Source organism: Pseudomonas sp. HMWF021 (assembly GCF_003061005.1).
GTDB lineage: Bacteria > Pseudomonadota > Gammaproteobacteria > Pseudomonadales > Pseudomonadaceae > Aquipseudomonas.
On record NZ_QAIK01000117.1, the window covers coordinates 7,282 to 26,502 of the forward strand.

The following is a 19,221-nucleotide window of genomic DNA, read 5'->3' on the forward strand; positions in this document are numbered from 1 at the left end:
CTGGACGAGCATTGGCGAAAAATGCACCGGGGGTCTGCCCGGCCATGACAAAAATGCCGTGAGCAGTGAATTATTTCGTGTCTTCTTGTATCTGACGGAAAGAACCCATGCCACCAAAACAATGGCATCGAATCCGTTCAGCTATGAGTGACCCGCATGAAATCAAGGAAAAACAAGGTCAATCCTATCGGATTGAAAGACATCACGATTGTCGACGACGCCAAGATGCGCAAGGCGATCACCGCCGCCGCACTGGGCAACGCCATGGAATGGTTCGACTTCGGGGTGTACGGCTTCGTCGCCTACGCACTGGGCAAGATCTTCTTTCCCGGCGCCGATCCCGGTGTGCAGATGATTGCTGCGCTGGCGACTTTCTCGGTGCCGTTCCTGATTCGCCCGCTGGGCGGTTTGTTCTTCGGCGCGCTGGGCGACAAGTACGGGCGGCAGAAAGTGCTGGCCGCAACCATCGTGATCATGTCGCTGAGCACGTTCGCCATCGGCTTGATCCCCTCCTACGAATCGATTGGCATCTGGGCGCCGATCCTGTTGTTGCTGGCGAAAATGGCTCAGGGGTTCTCGGTTGGCGGTGAGTACACCGGCGCTTCGATCTTCGTCGCCGAATATGCCCCCGACCGCAAACGCGGTTTCCTTGGTAGCTGGCTGGACTTCGGCTCGATTGCCGGTTTCGTCCTCGGCGCCGGTGTGGTGGTGCTGATCTCGACGATCATCGGTGAGGAGAAATTCCTCGAATGGGGCTGGCGTCTGCCGTTCTTCCTTGCCCTGCCGCTGGGCATGATCGGCCTCTATCTGCGTCATGCGCTGGAGGAAACGCCGGCGTTTCAACAGCACGTCGAAAAACTCGAAGAAGGTGATCGCGAAGGCCTGGCCGGCGGACCGAAGGTTTCGTTCAAAGAGGTGGCAACCAAACACTGGCGAAGCCTGATGACCTGCATCGGCGTGGTGGCGGTAACCAACGTCACTTACTACATGCTGCTGACCTACATGCCGAGTTATCTGTCGCACAACCTGCACTACAGCGAAAACCGTGGCGTGCTGATCATCATCGCAATCATGGTGGGCATGCTGTTTGTGCAACCGGCGATTGGTTTCATCAGCGACAAGATCGGCCGCAAGCCGTTTATCGTGGTCGGCAGCATCGGTCTGTTCCTGCTGGCGATCCCGGCGTTCATGTTGATCAACAGCGGCAAGATCGGCCTGATCTTTTCCGGCCTGTTGATCCTCGCCGTGTTGCTGAACTTCTTCATCGGCGTAATGGCATCGACCCTGCCGGCGATGTTCCCGACGCACATTCGCTACAGCGCCCTGGCCGCCGCGTTCAACGTCTCGGTGTTGATCGCCGGCCTGACGCCAACCGCCGTGGCCTGGCTGGTGGAAAGCACCGACAATCTGTACATGCCCGCGTATTACCTGATGGTGATTGCCATCGTCGGTCTGATTACCGGCGTGACCATGAAGGAAACCGCCAACAAGCCGTTGCGGGGCGCCGCTCCGGCCGCGTCCGACCTCGAAGAGGCGAAAGAGCTGCTCAAGGAACACCACGACAACATCGAGCAGAAAATCGAAGACATCGATGCCGAAATTGCCGAACTCGAAGCCAAACGCAAAGAGTTGGTGCAACAGCATCCACGGATCAACTGAACTCGACCCATGGGTATCTGACTGCCGAGCATGTCCCCTCGCCAATGGAGGGGACAACCTTTCACCGATTATTCGAAATCGGTCTTGGGCATCTGGCAGTCCGGGCACAGCCAGTCGTCGTGCACATCTTCCCAAGGTGTACCGGGGGCAATTCCGTTTTCCGGGTCACCCAGGGCCGGGTCATATTCATAACCGCAGACCATGCATGTTTTCAGTTGTTCTTGCGCCGACATGAAACCCTCTCCCTTTGATTAAAGTGCCACGGTTGAAATCAGACCCGCCGCTCCCAGCACAAACCCGATCAGCGCACCTCGCTCAGGCAATTCGCGAAGCATGGCGTAAATGACGATCGGCTCCAGAACCAGGAGCAACGTCAACGAAGCGACGGTGACCACCCAGATATTTCCCGTGCCCTGATAACCCAGCCAGTAGGCGAGCACGAGGCTGATGCCGGCGATGCAGATCAGAATCATCGGCTTGAGAAACATGCCCGGTGTTTCCATGACTTTGCCGGGCAACTTGGACGCATAGACTTCACTGTAAATAGTCAGGATCTCGCCAAACACCATGAGCACAAGCGCGATGACAATGTAATATTCCTTTTTCACAACTACCTCTTGCGCAGAATAGATAGAATTTCTTCAATGATCACACCGCCCACTTCATCCTCTTCCAGCAAGAAGTGTGGCCCATCATGATCAAAGAGAAACGTGTTCTTGTATTCCTCCCCTTCCAGACTTGCAATCCGCCTCAATACACTGTCCGCCTGATCGAGCCTGTCAGCATAAAACGTTTTCAGGATTTTCACGGCGTTGCCGAAATGAATGGCTTCATCGGCAATCAGGTTCTTGATCCAGGTATTGAATCCCGGATGACCAAAACCTTCATAAAAGGTGTCTTTTTTGTAGGTTTTTACCGATACATATTCGTCGTATGCGAAGAGCAACAGCAGGTTGAACTCGCTGGATAATATGTCTTCAAGCCCCGTGAAATCCCCCACGCGGTTCTTCAGCGTATCGACAAGTTCAACTTCCCCAGTTCCAAAAATCAAACGATTGAGTTCAAAAAAGCCATCAGCGTGATTGCGCTCGTCGGCGTACCAGAAGTCGAGGTATTGCACAAAATAAGGTGAAAAATCTTTCCGGCGTGGATACAGAAAGTTGTACAGGTTTACCGAATCATATTCGGACACCAGATCGGCCATGAAAAACTCTTTGAACGACGTATCAATCCCCGGATTGACCCAGCCGCTGCCCGCCACTTCCTCGAAAATGGCTCGAGAACTCCAATTGCGCTTCTTCAGAAATGCCGCTTCCATGAACGATGTCTCCGTACTTCCGAGTCGATTATTCGCTGAATTTTTTTATGATCGCCGGAATAATCAGGTTCCTGATTTCGTGTTTGGCTAACGGAAAATCCGGGGCGTTGTGATCCAGAACGAACGTTCCCGTATAACTCTCCTTCTCGAAATCGATCTCGAATATTTCATCCAGAATGGCCGGGACCTCATGCAACCTTTCAGGGAACAGCGCCTTGGCTTTCTGCACGAACGCAAAGAAATGCGTCACTTCGTCTTTCTTGGTTTTGCGTATCCACTGCGACAGTTGCTGCGAATCAAACCGGTCATAGCTTTCAATGCTGCGGTGATAAACGTGGGTGGTGATGATCTCGTCGTAAGCCAGTGTCACCAGCAGCTTCAGCGGATCGGCCGCAATCGATTCGATCACACTGAAATCGGGTTTGCGCAACTCGACACTGAGGGAGACTTCGTCAAACGGGATCTGCGTGTACGACGCGTAAATCAGGGCGAAACCGTACGCATGGTCGATTTCATCCTTGAGCCATGGATTCAGCACATCCTGTAAAAGATTGAATACATCCGGGTAACTGGACTCCAGATGCCAGTACAAGCGCCTGGCATCGTACTCGGTGATCACCGAATCAAAGAAAATCTCTTTCCATTCCTGACGGTCCGAGTCCGTCAGCTCAATCGCTGGAAAAACAAACCCTGAAAGAACCGCTGACGCGCCCGGAGTGGTGCGCACGACCGGTGCCATAGACATCGACATATATTCATCCTTGAAATAACAAGATCGTTTAAATAACCGTCAGACCAGAAAATGCTTGAACGACAAGGCACTTGCGTCAGGGTCTGGCCGCCACTTGATCTGCTGGGAAACGATTGGCTGCCAATATTGCTCGGCAATGCCGTAGACGAATTCCCAATCCAGGCTTTCGCTCTCCAGCACGCCTTGTTGCGGATTGGCTTGTGCCCAGGCCATACCGGCAACGATGCTTGAAACAACCTGCAGGCTGGTGGCGCTGTTGTGTTTGGCCATCTTTCGGGCCTTGCCGATCGACAGATTCGATCCCATCCAGAAACTGTCGTAGCGGTCACTGATCAGGAACACGCCAAGTTCATCGATCCCGGAAACGATATCGTCTTTCAAAACCTGTTTTGAAAGAATATTTTCCTCACCGCCTGAACTGAGCAGAGACATGGACGCCACGGCCTGATCACATGGATGGTAGGCGTAGTAAACCGTCGGACGATAGGAAGGATTGGACGGCTCACCAACGGTCAGGTACTCGGCAATAGAAAGCGACTCGTTATGTGTCAGCAAATAACCGGGGAAATCCAGATAGTTGGGAGACCAGCTCTTCACCCGGACTTCGCGACCGGACTGCTTCATTGCCACGGCATAACGCTGCTGCACCGCACCCTTGGGTAATTCGGACTCATGACTGCCCCAGCCCATCTCCGCCGGCTGCAGGCACTCGGTGATCAAGCCGTCAACGGACCAGGTACACATGAAATGCCCCTGGGAACGCGGCGTCTCGCTGATCTGAGTGTCGCGTTCGGAGATCTGGATAACCCGAATCCCCAGGGCCTGTGCCAGCAACGCCCAGTCCTGATGAGTCTTGCCGTTAAATGCAACGTCATTGAGGGCGGCCATTTGCACCATGGCTTTCTTCAGCAATATCGAAATGAAACCCGGATTGGCGCCATGGGCAACAACAGCAGTAGCGTCATTTTGTGCTTTGGTTCCAGCAAATGACTTGAGGCTTTCGCGCAGTGAGAAGTTACTGGTCAGGGTAGCGTCCTGTTCAGCATATTCCCAAGGCTCTATGCAGGTATCGAGGTACAGGGCCCCGAATGACTGCGCCAGTTCAATCAATGCCTCACTGGATACCGATACCGCCAGATTGAGCAGGAAAGTATGTGCGTCGAGATACGGTGCAATGACTTCACGATAGTTATGCACCGTGACGGTTCGTTTAATCAATCGGGCTGAAAACTCGTCAGCAATACAAGTTCTTGCTGCATCGACTTCTTTATCGAATATAACCACATCGGCGTTATAGCGCTCGGCCAGCAACGGCATCAACGCCTGCGCAATACTGCCAAATCCGACAATCACGATTCTATTTATTTTTTTCATGCGTAGATTCCCTTACATCAGTCCGCTCCAGCCATGGAGACACGATTTCGCAGATCTGAACCAATAGGCGACAGATCGTTGAATCAAAGAAAAAGAGATCGTTCGCTTCTTCGAGCGATTAACTTGAAAGTTCATTTAAGAGCGGGAAATTGATATCCATATTATCCCGGTGATGCTGAACCTCCTGTTCAGCTCAATTGACGCTTGAGAGGATTGGATCCTAATCAGCAAAGCGGCAGGTGACAACCCCTGAAAGGAATTATTTTTCATAATGTTTCCGAAGCGCCCGCGCAATGGGCTTCAACTTCCTGCAGAAACAATGAGGCTGGGGAAACAGATATCCCAGAGCGACTGCTATTAACCAGTCAGGTAAAAATCAATTACAACTTCCTGATTATCAACAAGTTAGTCTCGCTCATGACAGTTTATGGCGGTCACTTCGTTCTGCGGGACAGATTGTGTTTGATTGCAGCCTGAATCAAAGCCTGCAGCGCCCGCTCATCGAGCGTGTCGCCTTCATGCACATCAATCGCCCGTCGGGTGTTGCCTTCCAGGCTGGCATTGAACAATCCGCCGGGATCGTCGAGGGCGGCGCCGTGGGCGAAGGTCATTTTCACGACGCTTTTGTAGGTTTCCCCGGTGCAAATGATCCCGGCATGGGACCACACCGGGACACCGCGCCACTTCCATTCTTCGACCACCTCGGGATCGGCCCTGTGAATGATCGCCCGAATACGCGCCAGTACTTCACCACGCCAATCGGTCAGCTCCTTGATGCGCTGGTCGATCTGGTTCGACGCAGCGTTCGCCGACGCCTGCTCGGGAACGGCCTGACCCTTTTTCATGAAGACGCCCTCCTCGATTGATGGTTCTGACCGAATCAATCGTAGCTGGCGATCAGCGCAAGGGCGTGGGCGTTTCGATCAGCGTAAACGAGTGGGCAATGACGGGCCTCTCAAGGATCAACCCCGGCCATCAACTCCGGCACCGATTCCGGCCGCTTGGCATAGCGCTGCGCCAACACCGCACAAACCATCAACTGGATCTGGTGAAACAGCATCAACGGCAGAATCAGGACGCCAATGGTGCTGCCGGCGAACAGCACCTGCGCCATCGGCACCCCAGTGGCGAGGCTTTTCTTCGAGCCGCAGAACAGAATGGTGATGCGGTCTTCCTGGCTGAAACCGAAAGCCTTGCCAAGCAGCGTCGAGGCCAGCAGCACCAGCGCCAGCAGGATGCAGCAGACAACCACCAGCCCCAGCAGATCGACCAGCGGAATCTGATGCCAGATACCTTCGTTCACCGCCTCGCTGAAGGCGCCATAGACCACCAGCAGAATCGAACCCTGATCGACGAGCTTCAGCCAGTTCTTGTTACGACCTACCCAAGCCCCGATCCAACGGCGGGCGATCTGTCCGGCAATGAACGGCAGCAGCAGTTGCACGCTGATCTTGAGGATCGCATCGAGCGTCGAACCGCCCTCGCCATGCACGTTCAGCAGCAGCGCCACCAGCAGCGGTGTCAGGAAAATACCGAACAGACTGGACGCCGCCGCGCTGCAGATCGCCGCCGGAATATTGCCCCGAGCCAGCGAGGTAAATGCAATCGCCGACTGCACCGTGGCCGGCAATGCGCACAGGTACAGCATGCCCATGTACAGCTTGTCGCCGATCAGTGGCGATAGCAGCGGTTTCAACGCCAGGCCCAGGATCGGAAAGAGGACGAAAGTCAGGCCGAATACCAGCAAGTGCAAACGCCAGTGACCGGCACCGGCGATGATCGACTCGCGGGAGAGTTTGGCGCCGTGCAGGAAGAACAGCAGCGCGATTGCGATGTTGGTCAGCCAGCCGAAGCCGACCGCGACCTGACCGCTGGCGGGCAGAAAACTGGCCAGCAGTACGACGCCAACCAGCGTCAGGGTGAAGTTGTCGGGCAAGAAGCGTGGGCGGGTCATGGGTTTGCTCATCCGGGGGTTGCCAGTACGTGAATGCGACTCTAACGTGGTTGGCAATGACCGACTAACGCCGATGAGCCAGCAGATGCCGCCTAAAGGACATGACAAAAGCGTGCGACGCAGTATTCCCGGGCTGCCCAGCCTGCCGCGACCGCTGTATGGACGCACCGAATCCTTGCCCAATCGCGCTTTGACCCGGCGCCACAGCCATCCGTGGGTGCAATTGTCATACGCGATTCAGGGCGTGCTGGAAGTGCAGACCGGCGCCGGACGTTTTGTCGCGCCACCGGAGCGTGCCGTATGGATTCCGGCGGGGATGCCGCACCGGGTGTTCAGTTCGCCGCACACCGAGATGCGCAGCCTCTATATAGACTGCCGTGTCGCGCCATGGGCGGTCGAACGTTGTCATGTACTGGGCGTCAGCAACCTGCTGCGCGAGTTGATCCGCGCCTTCAGCCAGGTGCCGGTGGAATATGATCTCGACGGCCCGCACGGACGGCTTGCGCAGGTGATTCTCGATGAACTGGCCCAGACGCCGCCGATCGACCTGATGTTGCCGCTGCCTCAGGACCCGCGCCTGAAACAGATCTACCAGAGCCTGGAGCAACATCCGGAACAGCAGACCACCCTGCAGCACTGGAGCGACCAGTTTGGTGTCACCGAAAAAACCCTCAGCCGCCTGTTTTTACGCGATACCGGCCTGACGTTCCGCGCCTGGCGCCAGCGCTTGCGTCTGTTGGGCGCACTGACCCCGCTGGAACAAGGCGAACGCGTCACGGACGTGGCATTGGCGTGTGGCTACGACTCGACTTCGGCCTTCATCGCAGCCTTCAGGCAGCAGTTCGGAGAGACCCCAGGAGAATTTTTCCGCTGAATAACTCGATAAATATCGAATTTGCGCGAGCCTTTGGGCACACTTCGCGGTAGAGTCTGGTCATCAGGATTTTTTACAGCTCACTATCATGAACAACCTTTATCCGGTGGAAACCGCATGATCGAAGTCACTGAAGTCTCCATTGCCCAACTGCGCTCGGCGCTCGAATCCGGTCGAACCACGGCAGTCGAACTGGTCAAGGCCTATCTGGCGCGGATCGACGCCTACGACGGCCCGAATACCGGCACACGGCTCAATGCCGTCGTCGTGCGCAATCCCGAGGCGCTCAAAGAAGCCGAAGCCTCCGACGCCCGTCGCGCCAAGGGCCAGACCCTCGGCCCGCTCGATGGCATCCCCTACACCGCCAAGGACAGCTACCTGGTCAAGGGGCTGACCGCCGCGTCCGGCAGCCCGGCGTTTGCCGACCTCGTGGCCCAGCGCGATGCATTCACCATCGAACGTCTGCGCGCCGGCGGGGCGATCTGCCTGGGCAAGACCAACATGCCGCCGATGGCCAATGGCGGCATGCAACGCGGGGTGTATGGTCGGGCCGAAAGCCCGTACAACGCTGACTACCTGACGGCACCTTTCGCGTCCGGCTCCTCCAACGGCGCCGGCACTGCCACCGCCGCCAGTTTTTCCGCGTTCGGCCTGGCCGAAGAAACCTGGTCGAGTGGTCGCGGCCCGGCATCGAACAACGGGCTGTGCGCCTACACGCCATCACGCGGGGTGATCTCGGTACGCGGCAACTGGCCGTTGACCCCGACCATGGACGTGGTTGTACCGTACGCGCGAACCATGGCCGATCTGCTCGAAGTGCTTGATGTCGTGGTGGCCGAAGACACCGAGACGCGGGGCGACCTGTGGCGCCTGCAGCCCTGGGTGCCGATCCCCAGCGTCGCGTCCGTGCGCCCCGCTGCCTATGCCGAGCTGGCGGTGAAGTCTGATGCGCTGGCCGGCAAACGCCTGGGCGTGCCAAAGATGTTCATCAACGCCGATCCGGACGCCGGCACCAGTGCCGAGCCGGGTATTGGCGGCCCGACCGGGCAACGCATCAACACCCGCCCCTCGGTGATCACCCTGTGGAAACAGGCTCGCGCTGCACTGGAAGCGGCGGGTGCAGAAGTCATCGAAGTCGAATTTCCGCTTGTCTCCAACTGCGAAGGCGACCGTCCGGGCGCGCCGACCGTCTTCAATCGCGGCATCGTTTCCAGGGAATTTCTGCACCACGAACTGTGGGACTTGTCGGCCTGGGCGTTCGATGACTTCCTGCGCGCCAACGGTGATCCGAAGCTCAATCGCCTGGCGGATGTCGATGGGCCGAAAATCTTCCCGCACGATCCGGGCACACTGCCCAATCGCGAGGGCGATCTGGCCGCAGGCATGGGCGAATACGTGCGCATGGCCGAACGCGGTATCACTGCATGGGATCAGATTCCGACGCTGCCGGACGGTCTGCGTGGCCTGGAAAAAACCCGCAAGATCGACCTTGAAGACTGGATGGATGAGCTGAAACTCGACGCGGTTCTGTTCCCGACGGTGGCTGATGTCGGCCCTGCAGATGCCGATGTTAATCCGGAATCGGCAGACATCGCCTGGAGTAACGGTGTCTGGGTTGCCAACGGAAATCTCGCCATTCGCCACCTCGGCGTTCCCACCGTCACCGTGCCGATGGGCGTAATGGCAGACATCGGCATGCCGGTCGGCCTGACCTTTGCCGGCCGGGCATACGATGACTCGACACTGTTGCGTCTGGCAGCGGCATTCGAGTCCACCGGTTCGAAACGCCTGGTGCCACCGCGCACGCCACCTCTGGCGGCTGGCAAGTAGCTGCAAAAAAACGCGGGCGAGACATTCGATGTCCCGCCCGCGTTTTTGCTACCGATCCGCCAACTCTTCCAGCAGATCCGCAGAAGGTACGAAGAACAAACCGCCGGTAACCGCCGTGCTGAAATCCAGCAGGCGATCGTAATTGCCTGGCGGCTTGCCGACGAACATGTTTTCCAGCATCTGCTCCATCGGCTCGGCAGAGCGCGCGTAGCCGATAAAAAACGTACCAAACTCCCCTGCCCCCGGTCGGCCGAACGGCATGTTGTCGCGCAGGATTTTCACTTCCTCACCCTGCGCCGTGGTGATCGTCGTCAGCGCACTGTGGGAGTTGCTTGGCTTTACCGTCTCATCCAGCTCGATGTCGGAAAGCTTCTTGCGACCGATGACCCGCTCCTGCGCTTCAACGCTCAATTCATTCCACGCGTTCATGTTGTGCAGGTACTTTTGCACCAGCACGTAACTGCCTCCACTGAAATCAGGGTCTTCATCCCCGACAATGGTGAAGTTGACGGCCTTGCGCCCGACCGGGTTTTCCGTGCCATCGACAAAACCGATGATGCTGCGCATATCGAAATAGCGGAATCCCTGTACCTCGTCGACCACCGTGACGGCATCGCCCAGCGCGATCATGATTTGCGTGGCCAGCTCGAAACACAGATCCATCTGATCCGCACGAATGTGCAGCAGAAGATCGCCCGGCGTCGCCGGCGCGTGGCGCCCTGCTCCACCAAATTCACGGAAAGGATGCAGCGAGGCAGGTCGAGGACTGCCGAAAAGTCGATCCCAGGCGCTGGAGGAGAAGCCGCAGATACAGGACAGATTCCCCGCCGGAACCCGCTTGCCAACCGAGCGAACCAGCCCTGCCAGGTCGCCGCACCAGCCTTTCACTCTGGCTTCAGCGTCGGTGCCGGCATTGAGCGTTGCAACGATGAAAATTGCGCTGCTGGTGATTGGGCTGCATACCGCTTGAGGATCGGGAGTGTCGATAGTCATCGCTGTAAATGAAGCTCCGTAGTGGTTCCGCACGGGCGAAACACAGTCATTGAGGAAGATCGGATCGCCATTGACCCGACACTTCGTTTTTTTCGAACCTGACCCGAGGAATAAACGATTTTTCTTCGCTGCAGGCGCGTCTATAGCATGACCGCTTCTGACCCTATTTCAACAAAAGCAGGGAGCGCGCCATGCCAGCCACGAACATCAATATCGGTGAACCCTGGATGTGGGGCGCCTTCATCGTCTTCGTTCTCGCCATGCTGGCATTGGACCTGTTTGTCTTCGGCGGGCGCAAGGCCCATCGAGTCTCGGTGCGCGAAGCGCTGTCCTGGGTCATTGCCTGGTGCCTGCTGGCACTCTCCTTTGCCGCGCTGCTCTGGTGGTATCTGCATGACACCTTCGGAGCAGACATCGCCCGGCGCAAGACCCTGGAATTTCTCACCGGCTACCTGATCGAGCAGTCGCTCTCGATCGACAACATGTTCGTCTTCGTCATGATCTTCAGCTATTTCGCCGTGCCGCCGCCATTGCAGCGTCGGGTGCTGCTGTATGGCGTGCTCGGAGCCATCGTGATGCGCGCGGCGATGATTTTCGCCGGCGTGTGGCTGGTGTCGCAATTCGAGTGGCTGCTGTATGCCTTCGGGGTGTTTCTGATCATCACCGGAATCAAGATGCTGATGTTCGCCGAGCAGCAACCGGACCTGGACAACAACCCATTGCTGCGCTGGGTGCGCGGGCATTTGCGGGTTACCAGCGGTTTTCATGATGAACGTTTTTTCGTGCGGCTGAACGGTGTGCGCTGGGCGACGCCGATGTTTCTGGTGCTGGTGCTGATCGAAGCCAGCGACCTGATGTTTGCGGTTGACAGTATCCCGGCGATCTTCGCCGTCACCACCGACCCGTTCATCATCTTTACCTCGAACATCTTCGCGATCATGGGTCTGCGCGCGCTGTATTTTCTGCTGGCGGACATGGCTGACCGTTTTCATTTGCTCAAGTACGGACTGGCGATTGTGCTGGTGTTCATCGGCGGCAAGATGACGCTGATGCCGTGGTTTCACATGCCGGTGGAGTGGTCGCTGGCGGTGGTGGGCGGGGTAATTCTGGGGTCGGTGGTGTTGAGCCTGCTCATCACCCGCAAGGAAGACCAAACCCAATCCCTGTAGGAGCTGCCGCAGGCTGCGATCTTTTGATCTTGTTTTTCAGGAAACAAAGTCAAAAGATCGCAGCCTGCGGCAGCTCCTACAGGGGGGGGGGTGGTTACTTGTCATGCCGGTCGGCCTGACCTTTGCTGGCCGGGCATACGATGACTCGACACTGTTGCGTCTGGCAGCGGCATTCGAGTCCACTGGTTCGAAACGCCAGGTGCCACCGCGCACGCCTGCACTTGTGCCCGGAAATTAAACAATACATAGCGGACTGAAGTATGCATTGCTTCAGTCCGCTTATGGCCTACGGGATGACCGGTCGCTAATTCCCGTACCATCGCAGGCCAGTAGGCACATACAGAGAGTTCTGACAACTGATAGTTCTGACAGTAGCGCTTGAATAGGCTCACGAGTAACGTCATTGATCAATGGGCCACCTATTCAGCCCATTTTCAGGACTGCTAACTAACAGCTCAAGGAACTCCGACCATGCACAATGATACTCAACTTAAAGAGCTCGGCCTCAATAACCAACTTAAGCCGGCACTCGCCGGCAAAGGCGATATTACCGAGAAAGAACACTACAAATTTGCAATCTCCCCGCCAATGCCAGAGATTCCAGAATTCAAACCAAACCAGTATTTCTATCAATCTTTCACATCGGAAACAGTCAGTATTATTGGACGGTATCACCAAGGGAGTGCTTTTTATCAGCTCGCTATTATTGCCCCCAGAAATATTGCCAATGGAAAGTACGAATTTGCGCCATGGGGTGACGGTGCAGTGAGTGTGCATTATCTTGTAAACGGAATTGTTTATACCGGCGCTAAAGGTAAACTCGTCATCGAACGAAATGAAGAAAATCGATCAGTGGCCGCAACTTTTGAGTTTGATATAGTAGGAAAACCAAACAAAGTGAAACATGGAAATTTATTTCTACTGGCGACCGGTGATCTTTGAAAAAATTACGCCATTGCATTGCAGCTGAACGGTCTGCGCTGGGCGACGCCAATGTTTCTGGTGCTGGTGCTGATCGAGGCCAGCGACCTGATGTTTGCAGTTGACAGCATCCCGGCAATCTTCGCCGTCACCACCGACCCGTTCATCATCTTTACCTCGAACATCTTCGCGATCATGGGTCTGCGCGCTGTATTTTCTGCTCGCGGACATGGCTGACCGCTTTCATTTGCTCAAGTACGGACTGGCGATTGTGCTGGTGTTTATCGGCGGCAAGATGACGCTGATGCCGTGGTTTCACATGCTGGTGGAGTGGTCGCTGGCGGTGGTGGGCGGGGTGATTCTGGGGTCGCTGGTGTTGAGCCTGCTCATCACCCGCAAGGAAGACCAAACCCAATCCCTGTAGGAGCTGCCGCAGGCTGCGATCTTTTGATCTTGTTTTTCAGGAAGAAAAGTCAAAAGATCGCAGCCTGCGGCAGCTCCTACAGGGGGGTTTGGTTACTTGTCGGACTTGATGCTGGTCCAGACGCGGGTGCGTACGCGTTCGAGTTTTTGCGGTAGTGGCTGGACCACGTAGAGGGTTTTCAGGGCTTCAGGCGTTGGCGTCAGGTTCGGGTTGCCGGTGATGTCTTTGTTCACCAGCGACATCGAGTCCTTGTTCACGTTCGGATAGCCGAGGAAATCGCTGATCGGCGCAATGACCTTTGGATCGAGCAAGTTGTTGAGGAACTCATGCGCCTCTTCGACATTTTTCGCGCTCTTCGGAATGGCGAACGTGTCGAACCAGATCGGCGCGCCCTCCTTCGGCAGGCGCCAGTCGACCACCACACCGTTGCCCGCCTCTTTCGCACGGTTGCCGAACTGATAGAAGCTGCCCGAATAACCGATGGCCACACAGATGTCGCCGTTGGCGATGTCGGTCATGTACTTGGCCGAGTTGAAGTAAGTCACGTAAGGGCGAACCTTGAGCATCAGGTCCTTGGCTTTTTCATAGTCGGCCGGGTTCTGGCTGTTCGGATCGAGGCCGAGGTAATGCAGGGCCAGCGGCAGAATCTCCGACGGCGAATCAAGCATCGCCACGCCGCAGGATTTGAGTTTCTCCATGTTCTCGGGCTTGAACACCAGATCCCAACTGTCCACCGGCGCATTGTCGCCCAATGCGGCCTTGACCTTGGCCGGGTTGAAGCCGATCAGCACGGTGCCATACATGTAGGGCACGCCGTACTGGTTGCCCGGGTCGTTGGCGTCGAGCAACTTGAGCAGCGCCGGATCCTGGTGACTCCAGTTCGGCAGTTTCGACTTGTCGAGTTTCTGGAACACGCCGGCCTTGATCTGGGTATCGATGAACTGGTTCGACGGCACCACCAGGTCGTAGCCGGAGTTGCCGGTGAGCAACTTGGCTTCCAGCGATTCATTGGTGTCGAAGGTGTCCCAGGTCACTTTGATACCGGTTTTCGCGGCGAAATCCTTGGGCACCGACGGCAGGATGTAATCCGCCCAGTTATAAACCCGCAGCTCGCGCTGCTCGGCGTGTACCGCGCTGGCCAGCAGCGTCAGCCCACACACGGTGGCACCCAGAATGCGTTTCATCGTGACCATGGTTGTTTCCCCAGAATGCGACGTGAGATCGATGGTTTTTATGTTCTGTACACGGCAGTGGCTGTAAAGGTAGCCAAGGGCAAGGAAGATCCAGCGTTTCGTTGTGGTTTCGATTCTTGCCGACAGCGTGGTCGCGGCACAGTGGGGGATGGGCCAAAAGGGGATCGAAATGGCCAATTTGAATGACCACCGCAATGCGGAGGCTGAGAAGAGATCATCTGTAGTGAGGGGATTTATCCCCGACGGGTCGCGAAGCGGCCCCCTTTTTCTAAAGGAGGACCGCACTCGCTGATGTCACGACTGCTTCGCAGCCGATCGGGGATAAATCCCCTCGCCACGTTGCTTCTGCATCTGCCCGCGTGTGGCGAGGCAGTAATACAGCGGCACTGTCACCACCAGGCCAAACAGCCACGACAGATCCGCACCGTCCACCAGATTGGCGTACGGCCCGACGTACAGCGAGGTATTGGCGAACGGCAACTGCACGATGATGCCGATGAAGTAGGCAATGATCGCGTGCAGATTGAAGCGCCCGTAAATACCGCCATCCGCGCGGAAAATCGAGCTGATGTCATAGCTGCCGCGCTTGATCAGATAGAAGTCGATCAGGTTGATCGACGCCCACGGCACCAGCACCAGCAGCAACGCCAGAATCAGCCCGATGAACTGCGAAATGAAATCCGCCGAAGCACCGAGCGCCACCAAGCAGCAAGCCGCCAGCACCACGCTCGACAACACCACGCGCACCTTGATGCTTGGCGTCCACTGGCTGGCGAAGGTCTGGATCGAGGTGATGATCGACAGCACCGCGCCGTACAGATTCAGTGCGTTGTGGCTGATGATGTTGAGCAAAAACAGCACCATCAGAATCGGCCCCAACCACCCGGTGGACTGCTTGACCGCCACCATCGCCTCGGTGCCTTCGGGCGTTGCCAGCACCGCTACGGCGCCGAAGCTGAACGACAGAATCGTGCCCAGCGTCGCGCCCAGGTAAGTGGCCCAGAACGGTTTGGCGATACCGATATCAGCCGGCAAGTAACGCGAATAGTCGGACACGTACGGCGAGAAGCTGATCTGCCAGATGATCCCCAGCGACACCGTCGCCAGCCAGCCCGACAGGTTGAAGCTGCCGCGCGTCAGGAAGTCCGCCGGCAAGTCATGGGCGAAGATGTAGATGAAACCGGCGAGCAGCGCGCTGCCCATCACCCAGGTGCCGATGCGGTTCAGTGTGTGAATGAAGTTGTAACCGATCACGCCAATCGCCGTGGCCGCCAGCGCGCCAATCAGAATGCTCAAAGGTGCCGGCACCGACGGCGCAATGCCGACAATCGATTTACCGGCAAGCACGATGTTGGAAATGAAAAAACCGATGTAGATCAGCGCCGCGAAGAACACGATCAACAGTGCGCCGTAGCGCCCGAATTGACCGCGACTCTGGACCATTTGCGGAATGCCCATGCGCGGACCTTGCGCCGACGCCAGCGCGATCACCACACCGCCGATCAGGTGCCCCAGCGCAATCGCCAGCAGCCCCCAAAGCACGTCGAGATGAAACACCTGAACCACCATCGCGCCGGTGACGATGGGCAGTGGCGCAATGTTGGTGCTGAACCATAAGGTGAAAAGGTCGCGGGCCTTCCCGTGGCGTTCCGCGAGTGGGACGTAGTCGACCGTGTGATTCTCGATCAACGGATCTTGCCGGGACATCTGGGACATATGCATGAACTCGAGTTTGTCTGTTCTTATCTTTGTATGAAGCCAAACCGGGGGTACTCTTTGGTCGCCCCTCAGATGCAGACCATATTATGGTATTCCAAACATTTCACAAGACTGATCCGCAGTTTACGGCGCTATCTGATGCGCCATCCTCCCTGATCCTGCGGCCTGCGGGCCAGCCGAAAAGCCCAATAAACGCTGAGTTTCCGACGAAATAACCACGTTTATCGGTTCAGCAGAAAAGGCCTTGCAAAGTAAAAATACTGGTATACCATCAGACCAACAAACACATAAAAATCGCGTCACAACACCCGAGGACCGTCCAATGATCGATGCAGCCATCTACAAACAAGTCATGGGCTCGTTTCCGTCCGGCGTCACTGTCATCACCACGCTGGACGATGATGGCCAGATCGTTGGCCTCACTGCCAGCGCCTTCAGCTCGCTGTCGATGGACCCGGCCCTGGTGCTGTTCTGCCCCAACTACAGCTCCGACTCCTACCCTGTGCTGATCAAGAACAAGCGTTTCGCAATCCACGTTCTGTCCGGCGGCCAGCAGAGCGAGGCTTACGCTTTCGCCCGCAAAGGCAAGGACAAGGCGCAGGGCATCGAATGGACGCTGAGCGAGTTGGGCAACCCGATCCTGGCCAACGCAACGGCTATCATCGAGTGTGAGTTGTGGCGCGAATATGAAGGCGGTGACCACGCGATCATGGTCGGCGCGGTGAAGAATCTGATTGTGCCTGCGCAGAACAGCGGGCCGTTGGTGTACTGCCACGGCAAGATGGGCGCCCTGCCCGTTCTGGCCTGATCGTCAGCCCTACACAAATCAACTGTGGGAGCGAGCTTGCTCGCGAAGGCGTCTTGTCAGTCGCCATAGATGCTGGCTGTTACACCGCTTTTCGCGAGCAAGCCCGCTCCCACAAGTAGCCTCAACAATAAAAGATCCGAGGAAGCGTCATGAAATTTTCCCTGTTCATCCACATGGAACGCTGGGACGAAAGCGTCAGCCACCGTCAACTGTTCGAAGACCTGACCGAACTGACCCTGATGGCCGAGGCCGGTGGCTTCAGCACCGTGTGGATCGGCGAACACCACGCGATGGAATACACCATCTCGCCAAGCCCGATGCCGCTGCTGGCCTACCTCGCCGCCAAAACCACCACCATTCACCTGGGCGCCGGCACCATCATCGCGCCGTTCTGGCACCCGCTGCGGGTCGCCGGTGAATGCGCCCTGCTCGACGTGATCAGCAACGGGCGCATGGAAGTCGGCCTGGCGCGCGGCGCCTATCAGGTCGAATTCGACCGTATGGCCGGCGGCATGCCCGCCTCCAGCGGCGGCCAGGCCCTGCGGGAAATGGTCCCGGTGGTCCGCGCCCTGTGGCAAGGCGACTACGCCCACGATGGCGACATCTGGAAATTCCCGACCTCGACCAGCGTGCCGAAACCGATCCAGAAGCCGAACCCACCGATGTGGATCGCCGCTCGCGACCCGGATTCGCACAATTTCGCCGTGGCCAACGGTTGCAACGTGATGGTCACCCCGCTGATGAAAGGCGACGAAGAAGTCGTCGACCTGAAAAACAAATTCCAGACCGCACTGGACAACAACCCCGGCGTTCCGCGCCCGCAACTGATGGTGCTGCGCCACACCCACGTGCACTCGGCTGACGACCCGGACGGCTGGAAAGTCGGCGCCAAGGCAATCTCACGCTTCTACCGCACCTTCGATGCGTGGTTCGGCAACAAGGAAGTGCCGGTCAACGGTTTCCTCGCCCCGAGCCCGGAAGAAAAGTTTGCCGGGCGTCCGGAGTTTGAGCTGGAGAGCCTGCACAAGACCGCGATGATCGGCACACCGGAAGAGATCATTCCACGCATCAAGTACTACCAGGAACTGGGGGTGGACGAATTCAGTTTCTGGTGTGACAACAGTCTGCCGCATGCGCAGAAGAAGAAGTCGCTTGAGTTGTTCATCAAACATGTGGTGCCCGCATTTCGCTAAGACCTGTGCTGGCTGAAACCGAACTGCAAACGCCCCGACAATGTGTCGGGGCGTTTGCGTTCAGACCTTCAATCAATGTACAAGGCGCGGTTTGCTCGCCACCTCGCTTGCTGCCGGCACGCGACCATCTGCCGCCAGCCGTGTTCGAGCATTCTGATCGACTGTTACGACTGCACGTCAACCATTACCACGGCGACAGCGCAGCACTTGCATACAAGTGGCCGCATTCGATTGCGCGGATAGTGAATCCTGCTTTCACCCCCCTCCCGAACGCCCACTCAAGCAAGGAGTTTCCATGAGCACATTCACCACCGATGACGGCACAAAGATCTATTTCAAGGACTGGGGCAGCGGCAAGCCCGTGCTGTTCAGCCACGGCTGGCCGCTGGATGCCGACATGTGGGAATACCAGATGGAGTACCTGAGCAGTCGCGGCTACCGCACGATTGCCTTCGACCGCCGTGGTTTCGGGCGCTCCGATCAACCGTGGAACGGCTACGACTACGACACCTTTGCCGATGACATCGCGCAACTGATCCAGCACCTCGACCTGCGCGAGGTGACGCTGGTGGGCTTCTCCATGGGCGGCGGTGATGTCAGCCGTTACATCGCCCGTCACGGCAACGAGCGGGTTGCCGGGCTGGTGTTGCTGGGCGCGGTGACGCCGCTGTTCGGCAAGAAAGCCGACTATCCGCAAGGCGTCGACACCTCAGTGTTCGACGGGATCAAGGCTGGCCTGCTCAAGGATCGCGCGCAGTTCATCGCCGATTTCGCCGCACCGTTCTACGGCACCAATCAGGGCCAGACCGTCTCCGATGGCGTGCTGACGCAAACCCTGAACATCGCCCTGCTCGCTTCAATCAAAGGCACCGTGGATTGCGTCACCGCGTTCTCCGAAACCGACTTCCGCCCGGACATGGCGAAGATCGACGTACCGACCCTGGTGATCCATGGCGACGGCGATCAGATCGTGCCGTTCGAAACCACCGGCAAGCAGGCCGCCGCCCTGATCAAGGGCGCCGAGCTGAAAGTCTACGCCGG

At 57.2% G+C, this 19,221-nt stretch carries 18 protein-coding genes and 2 pseudogenes; 10 read left to right on the forward strand and 10 right to left on the reverse strand.

All coding sequences use genetic code 11. The annotated features are described in order from the left end of the window. The first annotated feature begins 156 nt into the window (after positions 1-156). Positions 157-1,659 carry a glycine betaine/L-proline transporter ProP gene (gene proP / locus DBR18_RS15445; protein WP_108590948.1) on the forward strand — a complete coding sequence of 501 codons (1,503 nt, stop codon included), beginning with the start codon at positions 157-159 and terminating at the stop codon, positions 1,657-1,659. Between the two features lie 68 nt (positions 1,660-1,727). Here proP and DBR18_RS15450 read toward each other — a convergent pair whose 3' ends face one another. The 7 genes from DBR18_RS15450 to DBR18_RS15480 all read right to left on the reverse strand — a co-directional run bounded on the left by DBR18_RS15450 (position 1,728) and on the right by DBR18_RS15480 (position 7,056). Beyond that, positions 1,728-1,892, reverse strand: coding sequence for a rubredoxin (locus DBR18_RS15450; protein WP_108590949.1), 165 nt, complete (start codon positions 1,890-1,892; stop codon positions 1,728-1,730). Positions 1,893-1,910: 18 nt separating this feature from the next. Beyond that, entirely contained in the window at positions 1,911-2,249 is a 339-nt protein-coding gene (locus tag DBR18_RS15455) for a hypothetical protein (protein ID WP_108591014.1), read from the reverse strand. A 20-nt stretch (positions 2,250-2,269) separates the two neighbouring features. After that, positions 2,270-2,977, reverse strand: coding sequence for a hypothetical protein (locus DBR18_RS15460; protein WP_256588723.1), 708 nt, complete (start codon positions 2,975-2,977; stop codon positions 2,270-2,272). Positions 2,978-3,005: 28 nt separating this feature from the next. Continuing rightward, the gene (locus DBR18_RS15465; protein WP_256588724.1) at positions 3,006-3,716 is read right to left on the reverse strand and encodes a hypothetical protein; all 711 of its coding nucleotides are present in this window, start codon (positions 3,714-3,716) and stop codon (positions 3,006-3,008) included. A 51-nt stretch (positions 3,717-3,767) separates the two neighbouring features. After that, positions 3,768-5,102: a saccharopine dehydrogenase C-terminal domain-containing protein gene (locus tag DBR18_RS15470; RefSeq protein ID WP_108590951.1), complete on the reverse strand. Its 1,335-nt coding sequence runs from the start codon at positions 5,100-5,102 to the stop codon at positions 3,768-3,770. A gap of 434 nt (positions 5,103-5,536) precedes the next feature. Beyond that, positions 5,537-5,947 carry a DUF1801 domain-containing protein gene (locus tag DBR18_RS15475; protein WP_108590952.1) on the reverse strand — a complete coding sequence of 137 codons (411 nt, stop codon included), beginning with the start codon at positions 5,945-5,947 and terminating at the stop codon, positions 5,537-5,539. A 110-nt stretch (positions 5,948-6,057) separates the two neighbouring features. Further along, positions 6,058-7,056: a bile acid:sodium symporter family protein gene (locus DBR18_RS15480; protein ID WP_108590953.1), complete on the reverse strand. Its 999-nt coding sequence runs from the start codon at positions 7,054-7,056 to the stop codon at positions 6,058-6,060. An 85-nt stretch (positions 7,057-7,141) separates the two neighbouring features. Here DBR18_RS15480 and DBR18_RS15485 point away from each other — a divergent pair, with 85 nt between their 5' ends. Together DBR18_RS15485 and DBR18_RS15490 are read left to right on the forward strand one after the other, a co-directional pair. Then, positions 7,142-7,930 carry a helix-turn-helix domain-containing protein gene (locus tag DBR18_RS15485; RefSeq protein WP_108591016.1) on the forward strand — a complete coding sequence of 263 codons (789 nt, stop codon included), beginning with the start codon at positions 7,142-7,144 and terminating at the stop codon, positions 7,928-7,930. 117 nt (positions 7,931-8,047) lie between these two features. After that, positions 8,048-9,760 carry an amidase gene (locus DBR18_RS15490; protein ID WP_108590954.1) on the forward strand — a complete coding sequence of 571 codons (1,713 nt, stop codon included), beginning with the start codon at positions 8,048-8,050 and terminating at the stop codon, positions 9,758-9,760. 48 nt (positions 9,761-9,808) lie between these two features. Here the strand turns inward: DBR18_RS15490 and DBR18_RS15495 are convergent, their stop codons facing one another. Continuing rightward, positions 9,809-10,753 carry a Dyp-type peroxidase gene (locus DBR18_RS15495; protein WP_108590955.1) on the reverse strand — a complete coding sequence of 315 codons (945 nt, stop codon included), beginning with the start codon at positions 10,751-10,753 and terminating at the stop codon, positions 9,809-9,811. Between the two features lie 191 nt (positions 10,754-10,944). Here DBR18_RS15495 and DBR18_RS15500 point away from each other — a divergent pair, with 191 nt between their 5' ends. From DBR18_RS15500 to DBR18_RS15510, 4 genes and pseudogenes are all read left to right on the forward strand, one after another. Then, on the forward strand, positions 10,945-11,922 hold the full coding sequence (locus tag DBR18_RS15500; protein ID WP_108590956.1) for a TerC family protein: 978 nt from the start codon (positions 10,945-10,947) through the stop codon (positions 11,920-11,922). A 103-nt stretch (positions 11,923-12,025) separates the two neighbouring features. Then, positions 12,026-12,160 (forward strand): annotated as a pseudogene (locus DBR18_RS30310) (hypothetical protein); the annotation flags it as partial. A gap of 233 nt (positions 12,161-12,393) precedes the next feature. Further along, positions 12,394-12,864 carry a hypothetical protein gene (locus DBR18_RS15505; protein ID WP_108590957.1) on the forward strand — a complete coding sequence of 157 codons (471 nt, stop codon included), beginning with the start codon at positions 12,394-12,396 and terminating at the stop codon, positions 12,862-12,864. Positions 12,865-12,891: 27 nt separating this feature from the next. After that, positions 12,892-13,267, forward strand: a pseudogene (locus DBR18_RS15510) (hypothetical protein); the annotation flags it as partial. 92 nt (positions 13,268-13,359) lie between these two features. Here DBR18_RS15510 and DBR18_RS15515 read toward each other — a convergent pair. Beyond that, positions 13,360-14,460: a polyamine ABC transporter substrate-binding protein gene (locus tag DBR18_RS15515; RefSeq protein WP_108590958.1), complete on the reverse strand. Its 1,101-nt coding sequence runs from the start codon at positions 14,458-14,460 to the stop codon at positions 13,360-13,362. A 294-nt stretch (positions 14,461-14,754) separates the two neighbouring features. Beyond that, the gene (locus DBR18_RS15525; protein ID WP_108590960.1) at positions 14,755-16,176 is read right to left on the reverse strand and encodes a cytosine permease; all 1,422 of its coding nucleotides are present in this window, start codon (positions 16,174-16,176) and stop codon (positions 14,755-14,757) included. 325 nt (positions 16,177-16,501) lie between these two features. On the opposite strand from DBR18_RS15525, the gene DBR18_RS15530 reads away from it, so the two are divergent. The 3 genes from DBR18_RS15530 to DBR18_RS15540 all read left to right on the forward strand — a co-directional run. Then, positions 16,502-16,987 carry a flavin reductase family protein gene (locus DBR18_RS15530; RefSeq protein ID WP_108590961.1) on the forward strand — a complete coding sequence of 162 codons (486 nt, stop codon included), beginning with the start codon at positions 16,502-16,504 and terminating at the stop codon, positions 16,985-16,987. Between the two features lie 149 nt (positions 16,988-17,136). After that, on the forward strand, positions 17,137-18,180 hold the full coding sequence (locus tag DBR18_RS15535) for an LLM class flavin-dependent oxidoreductase (protein ID WP_108590962.1): 1,044 nt from the start codon (positions 17,137-17,139) through the stop codon (positions 18,178-18,180). Positions 18,181-18,475: 295 nt separating this feature from the next. Further along, positions 18,476-19,221 (forward strand): alpha/beta fold hydrolase (locus DBR18_RS15540; protein WP_108591017.1); only part of this gene is annotated, 746 nt, incomplete at its 3' end.